The following is a 19,969-nucleotide window of genomic DNA, read 5'->3' as shown; positions in this document are numbered from 1 at the left end:
CCATCGACATCGTCTTGGTGAGATTCGTCATCGTTGTCAGCTCCCGGGTGGCAGCAACAGCGTCTGCCATGTCTTGTTTTTAGGCGCGGTTTGAGCCAGGTCCGATCGCGTGTATTGATGGCCGTCCGGTCCGGTATAGGTGCCGGTGGTCGGGTCGTACGGGGCGGCTGCGACGGGTGGCGGTGCCGGGCCAGGTCCAGCCGGGCCGGTGGCCGGCGGTGCCGACTCGGGCGGCAGCTGCGGGATGTCCTGACCGGATAACGTTGCGTTGGGGTCGCCCTTCCAGTTATAGCCATCATTGAGCGGCACATACTGTTCTTTGCTCTCACACAACTTCACGGTGGGTGCACGCTTGCCGGACACGGTTTCGCACGGGATGTTCCGGGCGCCACGGACATTCAGCTGCGAGTCCTGCGGGACCCTGCAATACAGATCACCGGCTGGGCGGTCCGGATAGTCCTCGAACGTGGCGATGCGCTGCTGTTGGGCCGGGAGGAACCCCGTGGTGCACGGCGGCGGCAGGTTGAGGTTGAGGTTGAAGCTCAGATACTGACCGCGATATGCCTGCTTGGTATTCAGGTTGGCCAGGATGCCGGCCTGGTCGGCGCCGATGGCCATAGGAAACACCACCAGTAGCTGTTGGATGTCGTTTTGGTAGGTGAGTGCGACCTGGCCGACGCTGACGAGGTTGGCCAGCAGGATCGGCAGAGTAGGTTGCAGTCGCTCGATCAGTTTGGTCGCCTCGCCCAACGCTGGGCCGCCCTTGTCGATCGCGCCGGCGACGGCCTCGTCGTGGGTCCGCAATTCCGTGGTGACGGTGGCCAGGTGTGAAGCCCACCCGGCAATCGCATCCGACGTGTCGGTCTGCGAATCGAGGACCGGCGGCGATTGGTCGATCAAAGCAATCAGCGGGTCGAGATTCTTGCGCGCATCGATCGCCAGACTGGTCGAACCCGTGATCAGGCGCGAAAGTTCTGGCCCCAGCCCGCCCACCGCGGTATAAGACTCGTCGACGACCGTCTTGAGGTTGTCGCGCGGTATCGCCGCCAAAGCGGAGTTGGCCGCGCCGAGCAGCGTGTTGATGTCGGGCGGCACCGAGGTGTCGGCCAGCGGAATCACGTCGCCGTCCTTCAGCGGCGGCGAGGTGGCGTTGCGCGGTAACAACTCGACGTAGGTTTCGCCGATTGCCGTCTGGCTGTGCACCTCGGCTTTGAGGTCCGACGGGATAGCGATGCCCGATTTCAGTGACAGCACCGCTTCGACGCCGGCATGGGTCAGCTGCACCGATTCCACCCGGCCCACCTCGAAGCCGCGATAGGTGACATTGCCGGTGCGATACAGCCCGCCGGCTTGCGGCAGCTCCACCGTCACGGTGTAGCGGCCGACCCCGAACAGCATGGCCGGCAGCTTGACGAAATGCAGGAAGGTGACCGCCAGCACGGCCAGTGCAATCACGGTAAAAGCGGCCAGCTGAAAAATGATCCGTCGCGGGAGGTGCAGCATCTAGGGCCCCTGGTCCCAGCGATAGGGCGTGGTCAGCGGATTGCCAGGAGTACCCCGGTAGCCCGCGGTGCACGGGCTGGGGAACTGGCCGATGGTGCGACCCCACTGCAGCTCGAGCTGGGTGAGATGACACTCCCACCGGGTGCCCGTTAATAGTCCCTGGTCGATTCGGCTGAGCGTGAGGTCGACGATCGCTGTGAGGTTGGCGTAGTCGCCGCGCTGGAAATTCTCGAATGTCTCGTTCGGGAAGGGAAAGGTGGCCAGCAGCGACAGCGATCGGGTCAGGGCGGGACCGGCGTTGGCCAGCGACTCCAGCACCGGTCCGAGCTGCCGTAATTCCTGAATCAGGTTGGCTTTGGTTTTATTGACCGAGTCGACCGTCAGGGCGCTGAATCCACTGAGCTGACCGGCAGCCTCAACGAGCTTGTCCCGCTCGTCGTTGAGTACCGCGAGCGCATCGGGGATGGTCGCCAAAGCGCGGTCGAGGACGGGTTGCTGGTCGGCGAACTTTGCGATCAGGCGGTTCAGACTCTCGCTGGCCGAGATGATGTCACCGGATTGGTCGTTGAGGTGAGCGGTGAATATGTCCAGCTGCCGGATCAGGCTGTGCAGATCGTGCTCGCGGTCCCGAAACGCGATGCTCAACGCCTCGGTGATGTCCTGTACCTGGCCCAGCCCGCCGCCGTTGAGAACCAGCGACAGCGCCGCCAGCGTCTGTTCGGTGCTCGGGTAGGCCCCGCCGTGTGACAGCGGAATGAGCGAGCCGTCGCGCAGCTTGCCTTGCGGCGGTTGGTCTTTGGGCAGCCCCAGCTCGATGTGGTAGGAACCCAGCAGGCTGGTCGTGCCGATCTTGGCCGTTGCGTTGGCGGGCAGGTCGACGTCGCCGTTGAGCTGCATGGTCACCAACGCATGCCAGCCCTGCCGCTCGATTTTGGTCACGTGGCCGACAGTGACGTCGGCGACGCGCACCCGCGAGTTTGGTTGGATGTTGTTGACATCGGGCATCTGCGCCCGAATCGCAAACGAGTCTGGGCCGTTGCCCTGCGTCCCGGGTAGCGGCAGCGAATTCAGTCCGTGCCAGCCGCAACCGGATATCCCGACCACGACGACGGCCATCACCAGGCTCGCCGCTGGACGGCGCCATCGGCGGGTCATCACGAACCACCTCCCGGCGGCAGCATCATGCCGCGCAGCCCGGCCGCGGGGTCGGAGGCCACCGTCTCAGCGGCCGGCGCAGCCGGAGCTGGCGGAGGTGAATTCTGTTCTGGCGGAACGTAATCAGGCCGCATCCAGTCCTCGCTGTAGGTGACCTCGTTGGGCCTGGCCTGTGTGCCGACGAAGAGGTTCTCCCCTAGTGGGGGGAAGTTGTACTGGCGGTTCTTAACAATCGGCGCAATGTACTGCGCGCACAGTTTCGCCGCCTGTTCGCCTCCCAACCGGGACGCGGCCTGGATCGCCCCGCAGAGGAACGCGATCGGGTTGGCCATGTTGACGCCCGCCAGCGCGCCTGTTAACGCACCGTTGGCCGGTTCGAAGATGTTGTTGAAGTTCTGCAATACCGTCGGGCCTATGTGCAGTGTTTGCTTGATGTCGTTGAGGCTTTCGACCAACGCATTGGTGATCGAGGTGAGCTTGTCCGATGCAGTGCCGATCGCGTCGCGGTTGTCGGCAGCGAAGCTTTTCACGTGGGCCACGACCGCGTTGAGGTCCTCGGCCGCCTGACCAACCTTGTTCGGGTCGTCGGCCAGCAACGCCGACACCGTGGCCAGATTGTGGTTGAGTTGCTCGAGCAGATCTGTACTGTCGTGCAGCGCGGTCACCAGGGTGGACAGATTTTTCAAGGTGGAAAAGATGTCATCTCGGTGGTCGCTGAGCGCCGACACCGTCTGCGACAGCTTGATAATCGCGTCGCGGATGGTGGGGCCTTGCCCGCGCAGGTTGTCGGCGGCGGTATTGATCAGTGCACCCAGCGTGTTCACACCGCCGGGCCGCGTGGGCTTGAGCAAGTCGGTAAGCCGCTGAAGTTGCGCCCGCAAGTCATCCCACTCGACGGGCACCGCGGTGCGCTCTTGGGGGATGACCACGCCATCGCCCATTGCGGGCCCGCCGGTGTAGGGCGGAGTGAGCTGGATCGCTCGGCCCGTCACCAGTTGCGGCGACAGGATCGCCGCGTTGGCGTCGGCGGGGACCTTGTACTTGCGATCGAACCAGAACGAAATCTTGGATCTCAGGGGCTGGGGCTCGATCTTGAGGATCTTGCCCACCGGGACGCCCCGGATGAGGACGTCATCCCCGGCGAACACGCCGTTGCTGTTGTCGAAGTAGGCGACCACGACGGTCCGAGCGCCGCCGTCCGCTGTTCGCATGGCGACGATTACGCCCGCGACGAGCATCAAGGCAAGTACGGTTGCCAACACCGAGCGGGCACGTCGCAACTTGGCCATCACGGGCGGCCTCCGGGCTGCTGTGTGGGTGGCGCCTCGCCCGGTGCCGGCACATACACGGGCGAAGGGGTCGGCTCGGGCGTGGATTGCAGCCTGGGTGGCGGCGACGCGGGCGGTCCGGGCGGTGGGCCGCCGGGCGGCGGAGCCGGCGGTTCCGGCCGGTAGGGATAGCGTGGGTCGCCGGGACTGCCTGTGATCGCGTCGGGCAGCGTCGACCGCGGCTCGCCGCCCTGACCCGTGCGCGGGTACGGCATCGGCAACGGCGGGGTACCGGGTTGGCCGATGGGTGGGTCGGTCAGCTGCGAGGGCAGCAAGGTGGCCGGGTCGAGTCCTAGGTCGGAGAACGCGGCACTGATGAACGGCTGCACGAACTGACCGGGCAGCAGGTTGACCACGTAGGCCTTGAAGAAGGGTCCGGAAGACAGCGACTCACCCAGCGACATGACATACGTGTTGATCAGCGGCAGGGCCTTCTGTATGCGGTCCTTGCGACTTTCGACAATGGCCAGCACCTCGTTGAGCTTGTCGAGCGCCGGCCGCAGCTGCTGGCCGTTCTCGGTGATAAAGCCCTGCAATTGTTTCGAGACCGCCGAGATATTGGCCCAGATCTGATCCAGCGCGGCGCTTTGGGTGCGCAGCTGCGCCAACAGCGCATTGGTGTCGCGTACCAGGCCGACGATCTGGTCGGTGCGCTTGGCCAGTACCCCCGTGGCTTTGGCGGCGTTGTCGAGCAGGCTACGCAGTTGGGCGTCGCGCTGATCGAGGGTCTGGGCGAGCCGGGCCACACCGGTTATCGCCTTCCTGAAATTGGCAGGGGTATCGGCAAAGGTTTGCGCCAGGGTGGCCAGCGAATCAGATAGCTGGTTGGTGTTCAATCCGCTGATCGTGGTCGCCAGGTCACCCAGTGCGTCGGGTAGCTGGTAGGGCGACGTCGTCCGCTCCATCGGGATGGGGCCTTCGAGGTGGCCTTCCCCGCGGGGTGTGACGTCGAGGAACTTGCTGCCTAACAAACCCTTGGTTTTGATCGCGGCCTCGGTGCGGTTTCCGAGCCGAACGTTGGTGTCGACCGTGAACGTGACAAGCACACCCGACCCGTCGAGCGCGATGCTGGAGACCTTTCCCGCCGGATAACCAGAAACCTCAACGGCGTTGCCGGTCCGCAGCCCGCCCACGTCGGCGAAGTAGGCCGAGACGCCCTTGCCGTGGCTGAAAAAGGGCAGATTCTGGTACTGCAGGGCGGCAACCACCATCCCGGCGACCGTCACGATGCCGACGGTGCCGATGGCCAGCAGGTTGCGTTCGGAGAAGGATTTCATTTCGGCGCGCACCGTCCCGTGGCCTGGCCGGCCACCTTGACATACACCGGTTGTCCACCTTTGCCGTTGACCTTGAGCACCACATCGCACAGGTAGAAGGCGAAGAAGTCGCCGTACATCCCCTGGCGGACCAGGGCCTGATATTTGTCCGGCAGCGTGTTGAGGAGATTGTCAAGGTAGTCGTGGTCGGCCGCCGCGATGGCCGCGACCCGGTCGGTCTCGTGAACCACCTTGCTAAACGGCGTGCGGGCCTGTGACAGCAGGTCGGCGATCGAGCCGGCAGCGGCGTTGGTGTAGGCCACCGCGTTGGAGATGTCGGTCTTGCGTTGCGCGAGCCCGTGAATCAACTGCGATAGCGACATCACCGCCTTGTCCAACCGGTCGCTTTGGCCACCCAGCGAACCCAGCACCACGTTGAGGTTGGTGACCACCTGCCCGATGAGCTGATCCCGGTCGGCCAGCGTATTGGTCACCGCGGCAGCCTGATCCAGGAACGACCCGATGGTCGGGCCCTGTCCCTGAAACGCCTGCAGCAACTGTTCACTCAGCGCATTGACTTGGTCGGGGTTCAGGGCGCGGAACAGCGGCTTAAAGCCGCCGATCAGCGAGTCCAGATCCAGTGCCGGTTTGGTGCGGGCCACCGGAATCGTTTGGCCGGGATGCAGTATCGTGAGCCCGCCGGGTCCTTCTTCGAGCGCCAGGTAGCGGTCGCCGAACAGGTTGTCGTAGCGAATGACCGCCCGGGTGCCCTCCGTGAGGGTGACCGAATTGTCGGCGGTGAACTCCACCCGCACCGTCGCGTCCGGGTTGATGGCGATGGACTTGACCTTGCCGACCTCGACCCCGGCGATACGGACCAACTTGCCCTCCCTGAGATTCGACACGTTGGTGAACTCGGCGTAGTAGCTCTTGCCGTCCTCGAACCGGAGTTGACCGAAGACAGCAACCAGCAGGAGCGCGGTCAGCAGGCAAACCGTCAGGAAGATGCCGAGGCGCACTACGACGCCTCGCAGGTTCGCCCTCATAGCTTCGCCTCCTTGTGTGGATCTTCGGCCGTCACGGCGGTGGTGGACCCGTTTCCGCTTGGGGCGGAACGGGTTCCGGTGGTGCTGGCGCGGGTGTGGCCGGCGGTACTCCCGGCCACAACGGCACTCCCCCGGGCCCGTACAGTGCCGCCCCGTACGGCGGTCCCCCGGGGCTGGGCCCGATCGCCGGCCCGGGGATGCACTGACGCACCGACGGTGGTCGGGGCACGGCGCGGGTCACCGGGAAGTAGTCAGCCCAGCAGGGGTGGCCGATGCCGGGGTTGGGCCGGATGTCGAGGCCGGTTCCCCATCCGGTGTCGGTGACGAGCTCCCGCACCGGGAAGTTCTTTGTGGCATCCGGTAGTGACCCACACCCAGGCTTTCCGCCGGGGCCGCCCTTGGCCGCGACGATCGGCAGGTTGTCGGGATAGACATAGGGGTCGTTGCCCAACAACAGCGCCACGTCGAGCTGCAATGTCCGGCCATCCGCGCCGCCCCACGCCGAATAGCCCCCGTGGTCGAGATACCATTTGGCGCCCTGCAAAAAACAGGTGTATTCGGGGCTGTACCTCAGTAGCAGATTGGTGGTCGGCTCCAGGATGTTGACCGATGCGACGAGATCGTCTCTGCTGTGTCCGAGCAGGTTGGTTCCCGCGTTTGACAAGCCGATTACGTTGAGCAGCAAGGCATCCAACTCTTTTGAATGATTGACGACGGTAGTACTGGTGGTGCTGGCGGCATTCAGGATGGTCACGATGTCCTGGGCGGCCCCGTCATAGGTGTCGCTGAAGTTCTTCAGGGAACGCCAATCCTGGCGGATGGTGTCGCTACGTGAGTTCAGTGCCTCCAACACCTGGTTGAGGTCGGTGGTCGCCTTGCCGATCTGTTCACCTTTTCCGCGCACGCCCTCGGCCACCGCCGTCAGCACCGCGTTGAGCTTCACCGGATCGATCTTGTCGAGCAGGTCGACGACGTTTTGGAAAACCGTGTTGATCTCCGTGCTGACATTCTTCGAACGCAATACCGCCCCAGCGGCCAGCCGAGCGCGGCTGGGGTTCTGCGGCATTACCAGGTCGACGAACTTGGCTCCGAACGCGGTAGTGGCACTGATCTGTGCCTCCACATTGGCCGGGATATAACGGATCTGATCGGGTTCGAGCTCCAGTTTGAGGCGGGCCCCACTCTTGTCGTTGCCGATCTGGCTGACCCGGCCAACCGGCACACCGCGCAGCATGACCTTGGCGCCGGTGTCCATCACTAGCCCGGAGCGGTCGGAAGTCAGTGTCACCGGCACATAGGAGTGAAGGGTGCCATTGAAGGACACCGCCGTCACGAGGACAGACACACCGATCGCCGCGAACAGGATCAACGTCCACCATGCATCGTGGAGCCGGTGTCCCTGTGGCCCCTGCTTCATGTCGCTAGCTCGCCAGGTGAAAGTTCGGGGACTGGCCATAGATCGCCAGTGTCATGATGACGATCGCGATCGACGCGACCACCATCGAGGCGCGCACGGCGCGTCCTACAGCCTCACCCACCCCGGCCGGCCCGCCGTGCGCGGTGTACCCGTAATAGGTGCACACCAGCATGATCATGAGCGCGACCACCACCACTTCAAGCGAAGACCACAGCACATCGGTCGGACGCAGGAACGTGTTGAAGTAATGGTCGTAGACGCCGGCCCCCTGGCCATAGACCGCGGTGGTGCCGGCGCGAGCGGCCAGATAAGCCGTCATGAGCCCGACACAGAACAGCGGGATGGCCACCACCACCCCGGCCAGCACTCGGGTGCTCGCCAGGTAGCTCACACTCCGAATTCCGATCACCTCGAGAGCGTCGATCTCTTCGTTGATCCGCATCGCGCCCAGCTGAGCTGTGGCGCCGGCCCCAATGGTGGCCGCCAGCGCCACCATTACCGTTCCTGGCTGAATTTCCCGAGTGTTGAAGAAGGCCGACGCGAAGCCCGTTAATGCCTCTACTCCCACAGAAGCGAACTGGTTGTAGCCCTGTACCGCCACGATTGCGCCGGTGGTCATCGCCAAGAACCCGACGATCACGACCGTTCCGCCGATGACCGCGAGAGTCCCGGCCCCCAACCCCATTTGCGCGATCACCCGCAGCAATTCGCCGCGGTAGCGCATGACTGCGTCGGGAATCCCAGTTACCGTGGTGACATAGAACCGCATCTGCGATCCCATCCGATTCCATTCGCCCGCAAAACGTTTCGTCATTCGCTGCATCCGCGGATGGGGTTTGCTCGCAATGCTAACCGTCATGGGGTTCACCTCATGACACCATGAACGGGACACCGACGGCGGTGACGATGATGTTGATCAGGAACAACACGACGAACGCGAACACCACGGTTTCGTTAACCGCCCTGCCGACGCCGGCCGGGCCGCCGCCTACCGACATGCCCTTGTAGCAGGCAATGAGTCCTGCCATCAGCCCGAATAAAGTCGCCTTGATCATCGCGATGATGACGTCGACCACGTGGGTCAGCGTGGTGAGACCCGTCACCCACGCACCCGCCGAGACATGCATGAGAAATACGGAGCAGAAGAACGCTCCGACAAGACCTGTCGCGATCACCACCGAACTCAATGCCAGCGACACCGTAGTGGCCGCCAACACGCGAGGAACCGCCAGCGCTTGGATCGGATTGATGCCCATTACCCGCAGCGCGTCGAGTTCCTCGCGGATGGTGCGCGCACCCAGGTCGGCACACATGGCGGTGGCGCCCGCGCCCGCGACCACCAAGACCGTGACTATCGGGGCGCTCTGATCCACGGTGAAGATCGCGCAACCCGTTCCGGAAAAATCCGCGGCACCGATATCGGTCAGCAAGACGTTGAACAGGAACCCCGAAATAACCGCCCAGGGGATCGTCATCAAAACCCCGGGCAGCGTCGACACCCGCGCCACGAACCAGCACTGAAAAAGGTATTCGCGCCAGGCGAAAGGCGGCCGGAACATGGACACAAAGGTGTCCAGTGTCATCGCGAAGAAGCCGCCAATCGCGCGCACCGGCATGGTGGCCGGATACGCCAGCATCAGCATGTCTGCCCCCAAAGCCCGCTCGCCAGGTCGGCGCACCCCGGTATGCCTGGGCGCGGCGCCGCGGCGAGGATGCCCCGACTCGCCCGCACTCGCAGATGGGTACGGCCGGTCGGCCGCATGATCGAGCACGGCTTCTTTAACCGTGCTGCCGTCGGAAAGACACCCGCCCACCGAAAACGACTGCGCCGCGCACCACGTGGAATCGATGACGTGTCGTTGGGTGGAGTTGCTCACGCTGACCCCCCAGGACAGGTCGAAGTGGACGAGTGATACCGCGAGCGTACGCGGCCCAGCGGCCAGATGTCCATAGACAATACGCACATCATCTACTGACGTATTCGTAAAATACGAAGCAAACAGCCACTTGTGGCTACTGAAGTATCTTGATAGTACTGTGTTGCAAGTCGCAATCTGAGTGCTGACTCCGGCGCGCGGCTTGACCGCATCTCGCGCCCTGCGCACTTCGCCGGCCGGGCACCTCATCGGAGGCGAGCGGCAGCCGATGCCTTAGGCGTCCCGGGCGAACAATGCGCCGGTGTCATCACGCAATACCGGACGCGACGCAGATTTCGCGGCCGACCATGACCCACGTCGGACCTTCATCGGGGCGACCCAGATTCCGGACAGGTTTGGGCGCATGCGCTTCTGCGATTGGGCAGCCCGGAGGGCCATATGTCTATGAACGATACGCCTAGGCGAGGGGGATCAACTCAGCAAATAACGATGTAATGTCCCGCATAAGCAAACTAATGTATCTTGCTAGTACGATGATATGGATGGCTGTGGGTGGCGTGCGGCGGGGTACCCCGATGTGTCACATGCGACCACATCCGCGCAGTGACACCGGAGGAGCCATTCGCATGATCGATACCAAGGAAGCCAGCGAGAAGCTCGTCCGCGGCTTTCTCGGCTCCTGGCGGGGGCGCAGCCTCGAAACCATCTGCAGCGCCTTTGCCGACGACGCGGTCTACCACAACGTGCCCGTCGACCCGATCACGGGCATTTCCGGCATCCGCGCGATGTTCCGGGCGTTTCTGGACGCGTTCTCGGATGTCCGGCTCGATATCGTCACACTGGTTGCCGAGCCCGCCCGGGTGCTCGTCGAGCGCGTCGACTACTTCACGATGAACGACGGTCGCAAAGTCGCGCTGCCGGTGACCGGCGTGTTTGAGGTCAAGAATGGCAAGATCACGCGTTTCAGCGACTACTTCGACCTTGCGGACTTCGAGCGCCAGAGCGGGATAGAGCTGTAGGCAATGCTTCTGGCAGGATTTGTGGATCCGATGCGCGAGAAGGGGGTTGGAGTCGATGGAGCCCGTCGTCACGCCCGTTAAGCGCCGGCCAAAGGACCGAAAGAAGCAGATCCTGGAGCAGGCCGTTGGGCTCTTCATCGACCGTGGCTTCCATTCGGTCAAGTTGGAGGACATCGCCGAGGCGGCAGGAGTCACCGCGCGTGCCTTGTATCGTCACTACGACAACAAGCAGGCGTTGCTGGCCGAAGCGATCCGAACCGGCCAGGAGCAGTACCAAAGCGCTCGTCGTCTCACCGATGGAGAGGCGGAGCCGACACCTCGGCAGCTGAGCGTCGATCTGCCGGACCTGATCGCCGCGGCCGTCGCATCTCGGGCCTTGACGGTGTTGTGGCAGCGCGAGGCCCGTTACCTCAATGATGGCGACCGAGCGGAGGTTCGGCGCCGCATCAACGCGATCGTCGCCGGCATCCGCGACAGCGTCCTCCTGGAGGCGCCTGGCCTGAGCCCGCAGCACTCGGAGCTGCGGGCCTGGGCGGTATCCAGCACTCTGACCAGCCTGGGCAGACACAATCTGAGCCTGCCGGGCGATGAACTGAAAGATCTTTTGTACCGAGCGTGCATGGCCGCGGCACGGACACCTCCCACTCGCACCTTGGAACCACTTGACGAGCCGCTGGACGACGAGGCTGCAAGATTCTCCCGGTATGAGACCCTGCTTGCCGCGGGCGCACGCTTGTTCCGTGCGAAAGGGTATCCGGCGGTCAGCACCAGCGAAATCGGCAAGGGAGTGGGAATCGCCGGCCCGGGTCTGTACCGCTCGTTCTCCTCGAAACAGGCCATTCTCGATGCGCTCATTCGGCGTCTCGACGAGTGGCGAAGCCTCGAATGCATCCGCGCACTTCGCACGAAACAGACTGCGGCCGAGCGTTTACACGGGCTTGTCGAAGGCCGCGTCCGAATCAGCCTGGACGGTCCCGATCTCGTTGCTGTTTCGGTGACCGAGCTGTCCCATGCCTCCAGCGAGGTCCGCGAGACCTACCTGAGAAACCAGGCCGACCGCGAGGCCGTGTGGACCGATCTCATGCGCAAGTTGGTGCCCGAAACCACCGTCGCAGAGGCCCGGCTGCTCGTCGCGGCCGTGGACAGCTTCGTGGATGACGTCGTCCGCACCTGGCACCTCACGCGATACACGGGCGTCGCGGATGAGATCACCGCCATTGCGCTTTCGATCCTGACGAGCCGCTCCGAATCGATCGGAGCGGACTAGCTTCAGTTGTCCTCTGGCTCAGCCGTTGTAGCGACTATCCGGGACGGCAACCCGACAATGGGCGGCAATTACGCGCGCACCGGCCGGGATTGGTGAGCGGATGAGGGGTTCGATAGCAGCGCTTTCATGATGACCGACGGTCGCATCAGGGTCATCGGCGCGCGCTGTAGGTGCATCACGTCGATGAACTCCCGAGCGACACCCACATCGCGCCAGGTGGTTTCGGTGACCTTTCCCAGGTACCAGCTGGCAAGTTTCGATACCAGCCGCCCGCCCCCATTGGCGGAAACCGCACCATAGTCCTCCACGGTCGACGTAAACCAGCACTCGTCGAGGAATCGGCTGTATGCACGATGGAATCGCTTGGACAGTCCATCGATTCGGCCGGCGCCGACAGCTAGTCGTTGGTCGCTCAGACACCTGTCCAGAATGCTCGCTCCGACGGCGCCGTGTGACATGCCCTGCGCATAAAGCGGATTCAGCGAAGTGTTGGCATCGCCGACGACGACCAAGCCCTCGGGTGCCGTCGTCAGCTTGTCATAGTGGCGACGCAGATTCGCCGGAAATCGCCAGCGATGGACCTCTTCCACGCAGGTCGCCTCGCGCAGGACCTCGTACAGGTCGGGGACGGGCAAGCCTCTCGTCCAGTCGAGGAAGCTTTCGATGTCTGCCCCCGCGTAGTCGCCCTGCCAGCCGAGCAAGGTAACGATCCAACGGTTACCTTCGGTAGGCAGCAGTGCCGCGGTCCGGGTGGCAGGCGGTCGGGAGTGGATCAACATGGCTTTCCAGTCGCGGGGACCTTCGGGGGGCGTGAACAGGGTGGTGGAATAGCCGATATCGACCTTGAGCTCGCTGACTTCGGGAGGTTCGAATCCGAGGGAGCCCAGGTGCCGCGGGGTGTCGGAGTTGCGCCCGCTCGCGTCGATGACCAGGTCCGCCTCCAAGGGCGTCCCGTCGGCGAGCTCCACGCCCGTTATGCGACCGCCATGGACGCTGTAGCCCTGCACCTTGGTGTTCTGCAGCATCGTCACATTAGGCACCTGCATCAACCGCCGGCGGATGTAATGCTCGAGGAAACCGCGGGTTTGGCACAGCATCGTCAACCCGCTGTCGAAGCGTCTCTTCCATCCCCCGGAGTGGTACCAGCAGATATCGTTCGCCATATCGACTTCCACCGAGCCCTTGGCGAGCAAGTCGGTGGTCAGTCCCGGGAAATAGTGGTTGAAAACGTTTTGCCCGCCTCGCAGGAGGATGTGGCCGTGGTGCGACTGAGGCACGCCCTTTCGCCATTGCGGTTCATTCGGCAGGCGGTCCCGGTCGATGCTGATCACGGAGTCGAAATGCCTTGCGGCAACCGCGGATGCGGCCATGCCGGTGGTGCTGGCGCCGATGACTATGGCGCGCCGTCCGCCAAAGCCGCCGTAGCGAACCAAGTCTTTCCCAGTCATGATCGAAGTGTGCGAACCGTGGCGGTGTGGCGTCTTGGCTCACCTTGCGCCGTTCTTGGTACAGACTTGCGCTCAGCGGGAAACGTTGCGCAGCTCCGCGGGTGTCATGTCGAATGCGCGCTTCAACGACTTGGTCATGTGGCTCTGGTCGCAGAAGCCGGTCGCACCAACGACTTCCTTGAGCGCCATGTCACTGTGCAGGATGAGCTGATGCGCCCGCTCGAGGCGCCGCTGCCGAACGTATGCATGCGGTGGAACACCGAAGCGTTTCTTGAATAGCCGTGCGAAGTGGTACACGCTCATTCCCGCGATTCGGGCGAGTGAGTGCAAGGACAGGTCCGCCGCGAGATTGCCGTCGATATACTCGGCGACTTGGCGAGCCTGTACTGCGCTCAACGCTCCGGGGCATCTGGGTGCCCGCAGCCGTGTTTCGGCGTGGTATCGGAGCATGTGCACGCACAGCTGCGTCAGCAGCGCCTCCCTGTAGAGCGCACCTCCGAAGGCGTCTTGGCGCAGCTCCGCTGCCAGCGTCGCGATTCCGTGTTGGATGACCGGGTCCTGGACCTGGAACGTTTCGCGAATCGCAACCCTGTCGACGTGGTGGTCGAAGACCTCCGCGGCGAACTCGGTCAGCCGGCGCTCGTGGAGATACAGCACGGTCGCCTGGAACGACCTGCTCCATTGCCAGGCCGACTCATAGCCGGGCCGGAGGATGGAGAAGTCCCCGGGGGTCATCTGTGTCCTGCTGCGAATGGTGCCGCATCGCAGCGCGATCTGTGCGTGGGTGTGCCAGGCTATGACCGCGACATCTCGCAACGGGGGAACCTGGGTCTGAAGCGAATGAAATTGGTAGACACGCAAGTCCGCCCCCGGCAGCTCGCCGTCGCGGGTGGCCAGCACGCACTTGGCAGGAACCCGGCGATCGACCCCCGTGGCATCCACGTTCTTTAGTCCCTTGGGCGCCGCCGCAGCACCGAACTGCTCCGTCATGTACAGAGTGTAGATCCGCCGAACCAGGTCTTACCGGGAATCGCAAGGTATTCGCGATCTTAGGCTGACCTTCGGCCGGCGTGGGATTTACTTGCGCATGATGTTGTACGTCCTTGCTATCACATATACACCGACATCCACTCAAAGATATTGTCAGAGAGGCTGTTTCAAGATTATCGACCAGGACGGCGATCGTGAACGAGCGATATCTCGGCAAGACGGTGTTGGTGACCGGGGCGGCCTCCGGCATCGGCCGCGCCATCGCCTGCGCCGCTGCCCGCGAAGGCGCCCGGCTGATCCTCGGCGACATTCGGCACGATCGGCTGGCCGACACGGCCGCCGAGTTGAGGTCCGAAGGGGCAGCGGCCTATCACGCACGATGCGACGTCTCGAACACTGCCGAGGTCGAGAAACTCGTCAATCGCGGATCCGACTTGCTCGGGGCGATCGACGTCGCGTTCGCCAACGCCGGTGTCCTCGGGACCCTCGGAGACGTGTGGACCTATTCCGAAGACGAGTTCACCAAGATCCTCGATATCAACATCACCGGCACCTGGAGAACCATCCGGGCGGTCTTGCCGCGAATGATCGAGCGACGGCGCGGCGTCATCGTCGCCACGGCGTCGGCGGCCGGGGTGATCGGACCCGCCGGGCTACCCGCGTACGTCGCGAGCAAGCATGCGGTCGTGGGCCTGGTTAAGTCGACCGCCATGAACGTCGCACCCGATGGCATCAGGGTCAACGCCCTGTGCCCGCACCTGGTCGACACACCGATGCTCGATACGATCACCAACGAAAACCCGGCGCTCCGTGAATCGCTGGGGCGGCAGACTCCGCTCGGCCGCATTGCGACATCCGAAGAAGTGGCCCGTTCCGCACTGTGGCTGGGCTCGGACGAGTCGAGCTTCGTGACCGGGCATTCGCTGCTCGTCGACGGCGGACTGGTGGCTCAGTAGCCATGCCGGAGCGCGCCACCGAAGGGTCTCTGGCCGACCTTGCCCACCGAAGAGTTCCCCGAGCTGCATCGGGGAACATCAGCAAAGACATTCTACGGCAACGCCTTTGCGATTACCGATACCGAATCCATCCCCCGCCTCAGAGAAATGAGCGTGACAATGATTCACAAGAACGTCGATTGCGGCGGCGCGCGCATCCATGTCGTCGAGCAGGGATCGGGACCATTGGTCATTCTCCTGCACGGGTTTCCGGAGTCCTGGTATTCCTGGCGTCATCAGATTCCGGCGCTGGCGAACGCGGGCTATAAGGCGGTCGCGATCGACCAGCGGGGATTCGGAAGGTCGTCGAAGTTCAGGGTCAACAGCGCATACCGCATCGACGAAGTCGTTGCCGACGTCGAAGCGTTGATCGATGCGTACGGCGAGGAACAGGCCGTCGTGGTCGGGCACGACTGGGGCGCCCCGGTTGGATGGACATTCGCCTGGCTGCACCCGCAGCGGTGCCGAGGGGTGGTCGGGCTCAGCGTTCCGTTCGCGGGACGCGGGCTGATCGGATTGCCCGGTTGCCCTTTCGGCGAGATGCGTCCGCGTGACTACCACATCGAACTCGCCGGCCCGGGCAGGACGTTCTACCAAGATTACTTCTCCGAACAGGACGGGATCATCAACGAGATCGAAGAAGACCTTCGAAAGTGGTTCCTCGGACTGACGTATACGGTGTCGGGCCAGGCGGCGGCCGCCGCGCTGGCCGCCGGCCCCCTGCCGACGGATCCGATCGAGGCACTGCGCTTTGGGCCGTTGTGCATGGCGGACGGAGCCAGGCTTGACGATGCATTCGTCTGGCCGGATGCCATGCCCGAGTGGTTCACCGAAAACGATCTGGACTTCTACGTCAACGAGTTCGAACGCGCGGGCTTTTCCGGCGGTCTGGCGTTCTACCACAACGTCGATGCCGGCTGGGAGGTGCTTGCAGACGTCGAGCATCAGAAGCTGACGCCGCCGGCGATGTTCATCGGCGGCGAGTACGACGTGGCGACGATCTGGGGCGCCGAGGCGATCGCACGCGCCGACGAGAAGATGGCTGATTACCGGGGAAGTCACATCATTCCCGGTGCGGGCCACTGGATCCAGCAGGAGAACCCCGCCGAGACCAACCGGCTGCTGCTGGACTTCCTGGGCCAGTTGCGGTGACGAGCCCGCAGTGGCTCACCAGAGAGCGGCGACGGTCCCGCCGTCGACGAGCTGCGCGGTTCCGTTGACCATCGAGGCGTCGTCTGACAGCAGGAATGCCACCACGCTCGCGATCTCCGCCGGTCCGGCCATGCGGCCTTGCAGTCGATCGATCATGGTGTTCGCACCCCCCTCCCCGAGCGCCTGGTCGAACACCGTCATCGCGGTCTGTTGCATCGGCGTGTCGACGAAGGCGGGCAACACCGCGTTGGATCGCACGCCTGCTGACCGCAGCTCGGCGGCGGTGACCCGGCTGAGGTGGATGACACCCGCCTTGGACATTCCATAGGCTGCGGTGCCGCCAGCCCCAACGAGGCCGGCCAACGATGACATGTTGACGATGGCTCCCCCACCCCGCTCGATCATCTTGGGCGCCGCATGTTTGGTGCACAGCCATGCACCGCGCAGGTTGACCCCGATCACGCGGTCGAAATCCGATGCCGCGGTGTCGGTGAGCGGGGCGAAATGGACGATGCCCGCGTTGGCAACAAGCTTGTCTACGCCGCCGAATGCGTTGACGCATGCCTCGACCATGCCGATAACCTGCTGCTCGTCGCCCACGTCGACCCGGTGGCCGACCGCGCCGCCACCGATTTTCGCCGCGGCGGCGTCGGCGGCGCCACCGTCAATGTCCGCGCAGAGCACCCGACAGCCCTCGGTGGCGAGTCTTTCCGCGATCGCCAGCCCGATCCCGGCCCCGGCGCCGGTCACGATCGCCGCCTTGTCGGCCAGGTCTCGATGGGTCATCGACTCACCTCGCCATCATGTTGGGTCATGCTATTTCTCAACCTGCCGCGCGCAGACCGTATTCGCGTATCCCCCCGAACATCACCATGCCGAAGCCCGGCGTTTCCTCTGACAGCCGGATGGTGTACACGCCCAGATCACGCAATATCCACGCGACGGTCTCCGAGGTGAGATCCGTTGCCGGGGAGTCGCTTTCCGGGAGACCACATGCGCGCAGCGAGCCGGCGGGGCGCAGGTAGACGATCACGCCACCGCCCTGCGCCGCCATCGTGCTCAGCGCGCTGTCGAGTTCCCCGCCGCAGCGGCAGGCCGCAGAGCCGAACACGTCGCCGGTGAGGCACTCGACGTGGACGTGCAAGGGCACGGGCATACCGGGGCCGACCGTGCCGATGATGACGGCCAAGTGCTCGCCGCCGGGGCCGGCCGCACGTACGTCGCGGAAACCGATCACCCGGGAATCGCCGCCGCTTAGCGGCAGGATCGTCTCTGCAAGACGGACTACCTGGGGCTCGGTCCGCCGCCGATACGCGACAAGTTCACCGATCGAAACGATGGGCAGCGCGTGTGCGACGGCGAACTCGAACAACTCCCGGCGGCGCGCCATTGCGGTGGGACGGTCGAGGGACACGATCTCGCACAGTGCCGCCGCAGGTCGCCGCCCCGCGAGGCGAACCAAGTCGATCGCCGCCTCGATCGGCCCCTGCCGCTCTAACACTCCCCCGGATCGAGCATGCGCGGGAACCACATGTCCCGGACGAAGGAAATCCGAAGCCGCGGAATCCGCCGACGCGAGTGCCGCGATTGTCCGGGCGCGGTCGGTCGCTGAGATCCCCGTGCCCGGCCCGTGGTAGTCGACGGACACGCGATGCGCGGCGGTACCGAACTCGGCGCCGTTGGTGTGGCACATCGGCGGTAGGTTCAGCCGCTCGCACTCGTCGCCCGGCAACGCGACACGGACATAACCCGAGGTGTGTCGGATGGTGAACGCGAGCAACTTCGGGGTGGCCCCGTCGGCGGCGAAGACCAGATGGCCGTCGGTGTCGGGCGCGGTGTCGTCGGTGAGCACGACCGGGTGGCCTGCCGCCACCGCCGCGATCGCGCGCCGCACCCGGACGTCGGTGGTTTTCATGTCTGCTCCTTCGTTGCCGCCACCGCCGCGAGGCGATGGAACCGACTGCCGTGGAATACAAGTGGCGGTGTGTCGGGGTCCGCGCGCAACGCGCAGATCTCCAACAGGACGATGGTGTGGTCGCCCGCCGGGACCTCGGCGTGCAGGCGGCAATCCAGCCACGCGCTGGCGCCGTGGACGAAGACGCTCCCACTGGACCGCTGAATCCAGCTCACTCCAGCGAAGCGGTCGCCGTCCTTGCGCGAGAGACTCCGGCATGCCCCGGTGTGGTCCTCGGCCAGCACGCTCACCCCGAGCGCGGCGCGGCCCCTCAGCGTCGGCCAGGTCGCCGAGCTGTTCTGGATGCAGATCGACACCAGCGGCGGCGTGAGCGAGACCGTGGTGAACGAGCTTGCGGCCATCCCGACCGGTTCGCCGTCGACCATCGCGCAAACGGCTATGACCCCGGACGGGAAACAGCCGAACACCCGGCGCAATTCGGTGTCGTCGACGCATTGCGAGGTGACTAGTTCCATACCGTTCGCGACCTACCCGCTAACGCAGCCCGTGCAAGAAATCGAGCACCAGCCGGTTGGTTTCCTTCGGTTCTTCCTGCTGGATCCAGTGACCGACATCGGAAACCAGGTGAGTGCCACAGTAGTTCGGCATCACTTCGCCCGCGCGCTCGATGGCTTCGGCTCCCCAGGCGGTGCCGACGTCGTACTGTCCGCCGATGAACAGTGCGGGCGGGGTGAGCGGCCTGCCGGCCTGGTCGGCCAGGTCCTGCCAGTCATTGTCGATGTTGTGATAGAAGCTCAGCGGTCCTCCGAAGCCAGAGCGCTCGAATTCGCCGGTATAGAAACCGAGATCGGCTTCGGTGAACCAGTCCGGCATCGTCTCCGGATAGGCGAAAGCGTCCTTGAGCCTTGCTCCCTCGGGCATGCACAACGGACCCGCACGGATCACATCGAGCGGGTCCAGGGATGCCAGATCGACACCCGCCGCCTCGGCCGCGTTGGTAGCCGCGATCATGCCTTCCCCGGAAACCGTGTACGTCAGACCCAGCAGCCAGCCGCGCAGGTCCTCCTCGATCTCGGCGATGATTTCGTCCTGCGCGGCGAAGTAATCCTGGTACCAAACCTTGCCTTCGCCGGCGATTTCCCGGTGATAGTCGTTGGGACGGCGCTCGCCGAAGGGACTGCCCGGCAGCGCGATCACACCGCGGCCGGCGAAGGGCACGCTGACGCCCACCACGCCCGCGCACCTGTCCGGGTGCAGCCACGCGAAGGTCCAGGCCACTGGCGCGCCCCAGTCGTGGCCGACGACGACGGCCGTCTTCTCGCCGTAGGCGTCGATGACTCCGAGGACGTCGCCGACCATTTCCCTGATCCGGTAGGCCGACTGCACCCGGTACTTGGACGACCGCCCGTAGCCGCGCTGGTCTATGGCCACCACGCGGTAGCCGGCGGCGGCCAGCGCGGGAATTTGGTGACGCCACGAGTACCAGGACTCCGGAAACCCGTGGATCAACACCACCAACGGTCCCTCGCCATCCTCGACGGCGTGGATCCGAGTGCCCCGGCAGTTCAGCATCCGATGAGTCTGTGGCATCTCAACCGCTC

At 64.4% G+C, this 19,969-nt stretch carries 18 protein-coding genes; 4 read left to right on the top strand and 14 right to left on the bottom strand.

All coding sequences use genetic code 11. The annotated features are described in order from the left end of the window. Positions 1 to 36: 36 nt before the first annotated feature. From G6N51_RS04300 to G6N51_RS04265, 8 genes are read right to left on the bottom strand one after another with little or no spacing between them, the layout of a single operon-like run. On the bottom strand, positions 37 to 1,503 hold the full coding sequence (locus G6N51_RS04300; protein ID WP_083170618.1) for an MCE family protein: 1,467 nt from the start codon (positions 1,501 to 1,503) through the stop codon (positions 37 to 39). Beyond that, positions 1,504 to 2,658: a virulence factor Mce family protein gene (locus G6N51_RS04295; RefSeq protein ID WP_083170617.1), complete on the bottom strand. Its 1,155-nt coding sequence runs from the start codon at positions 2,656 to 2,658 to the stop codon at positions 1,504 to 1,506. Beyond that, positions 2,658 to 3,950, bottom strand: a complete 1,293-nt coding sequence (locus G6N51_RS04290) for a virulence factor Mce family protein (RefSeq protein ID WP_142274896.1) — start codon at positions 3,948 to 3,950, stop codon at positions 2,658 to 2,660. The genes G6N51_RS04295 and G6N51_RS04290 overlap by 1 nt, the downstream gene beginning before the upstream one ends. Further along, positions 3,947 to 5,263, bottom strand: coding sequence for a virulence factor Mce family protein (locus G6N51_RS04285; RefSeq protein ID WP_083171014.1), 1,317 nt, complete (start codon positions 5,261 to 5,263; stop codon positions 3,947 to 3,949). Before G6N51_RS04285 ends, G6N51_RS04290 begins: the two co-directional genes overlap by 4 nt. Then, the gene (locus G6N51_RS04280; RefSeq protein WP_083170611.1) at positions 5,260 to 6,288 is read right to left on the bottom strand and encodes a virulence factor Mce family protein; all 1,029 of its coding nucleotides are present in this window, start codon (positions 6,286 to 6,288) and stop codon (positions 5,260 to 5,262) included. The genes G6N51_RS04285 and G6N51_RS04280 overlap by 4 nt, the downstream gene beginning before the upstream one ends. A gap of 31 nt (positions 6,289 to 6,319) precedes the next feature. Next, positions 6,320 to 7,705 carry an MCE family protein gene (locus G6N51_RS04275; protein ID WP_083170608.1) on the bottom strand — a complete coding sequence of 462 codons (1,386 nt, stop codon included), beginning with the start codon at positions 7,703 to 7,705 and terminating at the stop codon, positions 6,320 to 6,322. A gap of 4 nt (positions 7,706 to 7,709) precedes the next feature. Then, complete coding sequence (locus G6N51_RS04270; protein WP_083170605.1) at positions 7,710 to 8,519, bottom strand: ABC transporter permease; 810 nt, start codon at positions 8,517 to 8,519, stop codon at positions 7,710 to 7,712. Between the two features lie 55 nt (positions 8,520 to 8,574). Continuing rightward, on the bottom strand, positions 8,575 to 9,348 hold the full coding sequence (locus G6N51_RS04265) for an MlaE family ABC transporter permease (RefSeq protein WP_142274903.1): 774 nt from the start codon (positions 9,346 to 9,348) through the stop codon (positions 8,575 to 8,577). A gap of 860 nt (positions 9,349 to 10,208) precedes the next feature. On the opposite strand from G6N51_RS04265, the gene G6N51_RS04260 reads away from it, so the two are divergent. Further along, positions 10,209 to 10,601 carry a nuclear transport factor 2 family protein gene (locus G6N51_RS04260; RefSeq protein ID WP_083170602.1) on the top strand — a complete coding sequence of 131 codons (393 nt, stop codon included), beginning with the start codon at positions 10,209 to 10,211 and terminating at the stop codon, positions 10,599 to 10,601. Positions 10,602 to 10,656: 55 nt separating this feature from the next. Continuing rightward, complete coding sequence (locus G6N51_RS04255; protein ID WP_083170599.1) at positions 10,657 to 11,868, top strand: TetR/AcrR family transcriptional regulator; 1,212 nt, start codon at positions 10,657 to 10,659, stop codon at positions 11,866 to 11,868. 68 nt (positions 11,869 to 11,936) lie between these two features. Here the strand turns inward: G6N51_RS04255 and G6N51_RS04250 are convergent, their stop codons facing one another. Further along, positions 11,937 to 13,316 (bottom strand): FAD-dependent oxidoreductase, encoded by a 1,380-nt coding sequence (locus tag G6N51_RS04250; protein WP_232078192.1) that lies wholly within the window; start codon positions 13,314 to 13,316, stop codon positions 11,937 to 11,939. Positions 13,317 to 13,388: 72 nt separating this feature from the next. Next, positions 13,389 to 14,306 carry an AraC family transcriptional regulator gene (locus G6N51_RS04245; protein ID WP_083170592.1) on the bottom strand — a complete coding sequence of 306 codons (918 nt, stop codon included), beginning with the start codon at positions 14,304 to 14,306 and terminating at the stop codon, positions 13,389 to 13,391. 194 nt (positions 14,307 to 14,500) lie between these two features. Here G6N51_RS04245 and G6N51_RS04240 point away from each other — a divergent pair, with 194 nt between their 5' ends. After that, a complete protein-coding gene (locus tag G6N51_RS04240) occupies positions 14,501 to 15,262 on the top strand; it encodes an SDR family NAD(P)-dependent oxidoreductase (protein WP_083170589.1) in 762 nt (253 codons plus the stop codon). Positions 15,263 to 15,421: 159 nt separating this feature from the next. Then, positions 15,422 to 16,453: an alpha/beta fold hydrolase gene (locus G6N51_RS04235; RefSeq protein ID WP_083171010.1), complete on the top strand. Its 1,032-nt coding sequence runs from the start codon at positions 15,422 to 15,424 to the stop codon at positions 16,451 to 16,453. A gap of 15 nt (positions 16,454 to 16,468) precedes the next feature. Here the strand turns inward: G6N51_RS04235 and G6N51_RS04230 are convergent, their stop codons facing one another. The 4 genes from G6N51_RS04230 to G6N51_RS04215 are packed head-to-tail and all read right to left on the bottom strand — an operon-like array spanning position 16,469 to position 19,958. Continuing rightward, positions 16,469 to 17,239, bottom strand: a complete 771-nt coding sequence (locus G6N51_RS04230) for a glucose 1-dehydrogenase (protein ID WP_083170587.1) — start codon at positions 17,237 to 17,239, stop codon at positions 16,469 to 16,471. 37 nt (positions 17,240 to 17,276) lie between these two features. Next, positions 17,277 to 18,368, bottom strand: a complete 1,092-nt coding sequence (locus G6N51_RS04225; RefSeq protein ID WP_083170584.1) for a 3,4-dihydroxy-2-butanone-4-phosphate synthase — start codon at positions 18,366 to 18,368, stop codon at positions 17,277 to 17,279. Continuing rightward, on the bottom strand, positions 18,365 to 18,883 hold the full coding sequence (locus G6N51_RS04220) for a flavin reductase family protein (RefSeq protein ID WP_083170581.1): 519 nt from the start codon (positions 18,881 to 18,883) through the stop codon (positions 18,365 to 18,367). Before G6N51_RS04220 ends, G6N51_RS04225 begins: the two co-directional genes overlap by 4 nt. Before the next feature lie 19 nt (positions 18,884 to 18,902). Beyond that, positions 18,903 to 19,958 carry an alpha/beta fold hydrolase gene (locus G6N51_RS04215; RefSeq protein WP_083170578.1) on the bottom strand — a complete coding sequence of 352 codons (1,056 nt, stop codon included), beginning with the start codon at positions 19,956 to 19,958 and terminating at the stop codon, positions 18,903 to 18,905. Positions 19,959 to 19,969 lie beyond the last annotated feature (11 nt).

Origin of the sequence: Mycobacterium paraseoulense (assembly GCF_010731655.1) — a bacterium.
GTDB lineage: Bacteria > Actinomycetota > Actinomycetes > Mycobacteriales > Mycobacteriaceae > Mycobacterium > Mycobacterium paraseoulense.
The sequence above is the reverse complement of the archived record's forward strand: the minus strand, read 5'-3'. Positions and strand labels throughout refer to the sequence as shown.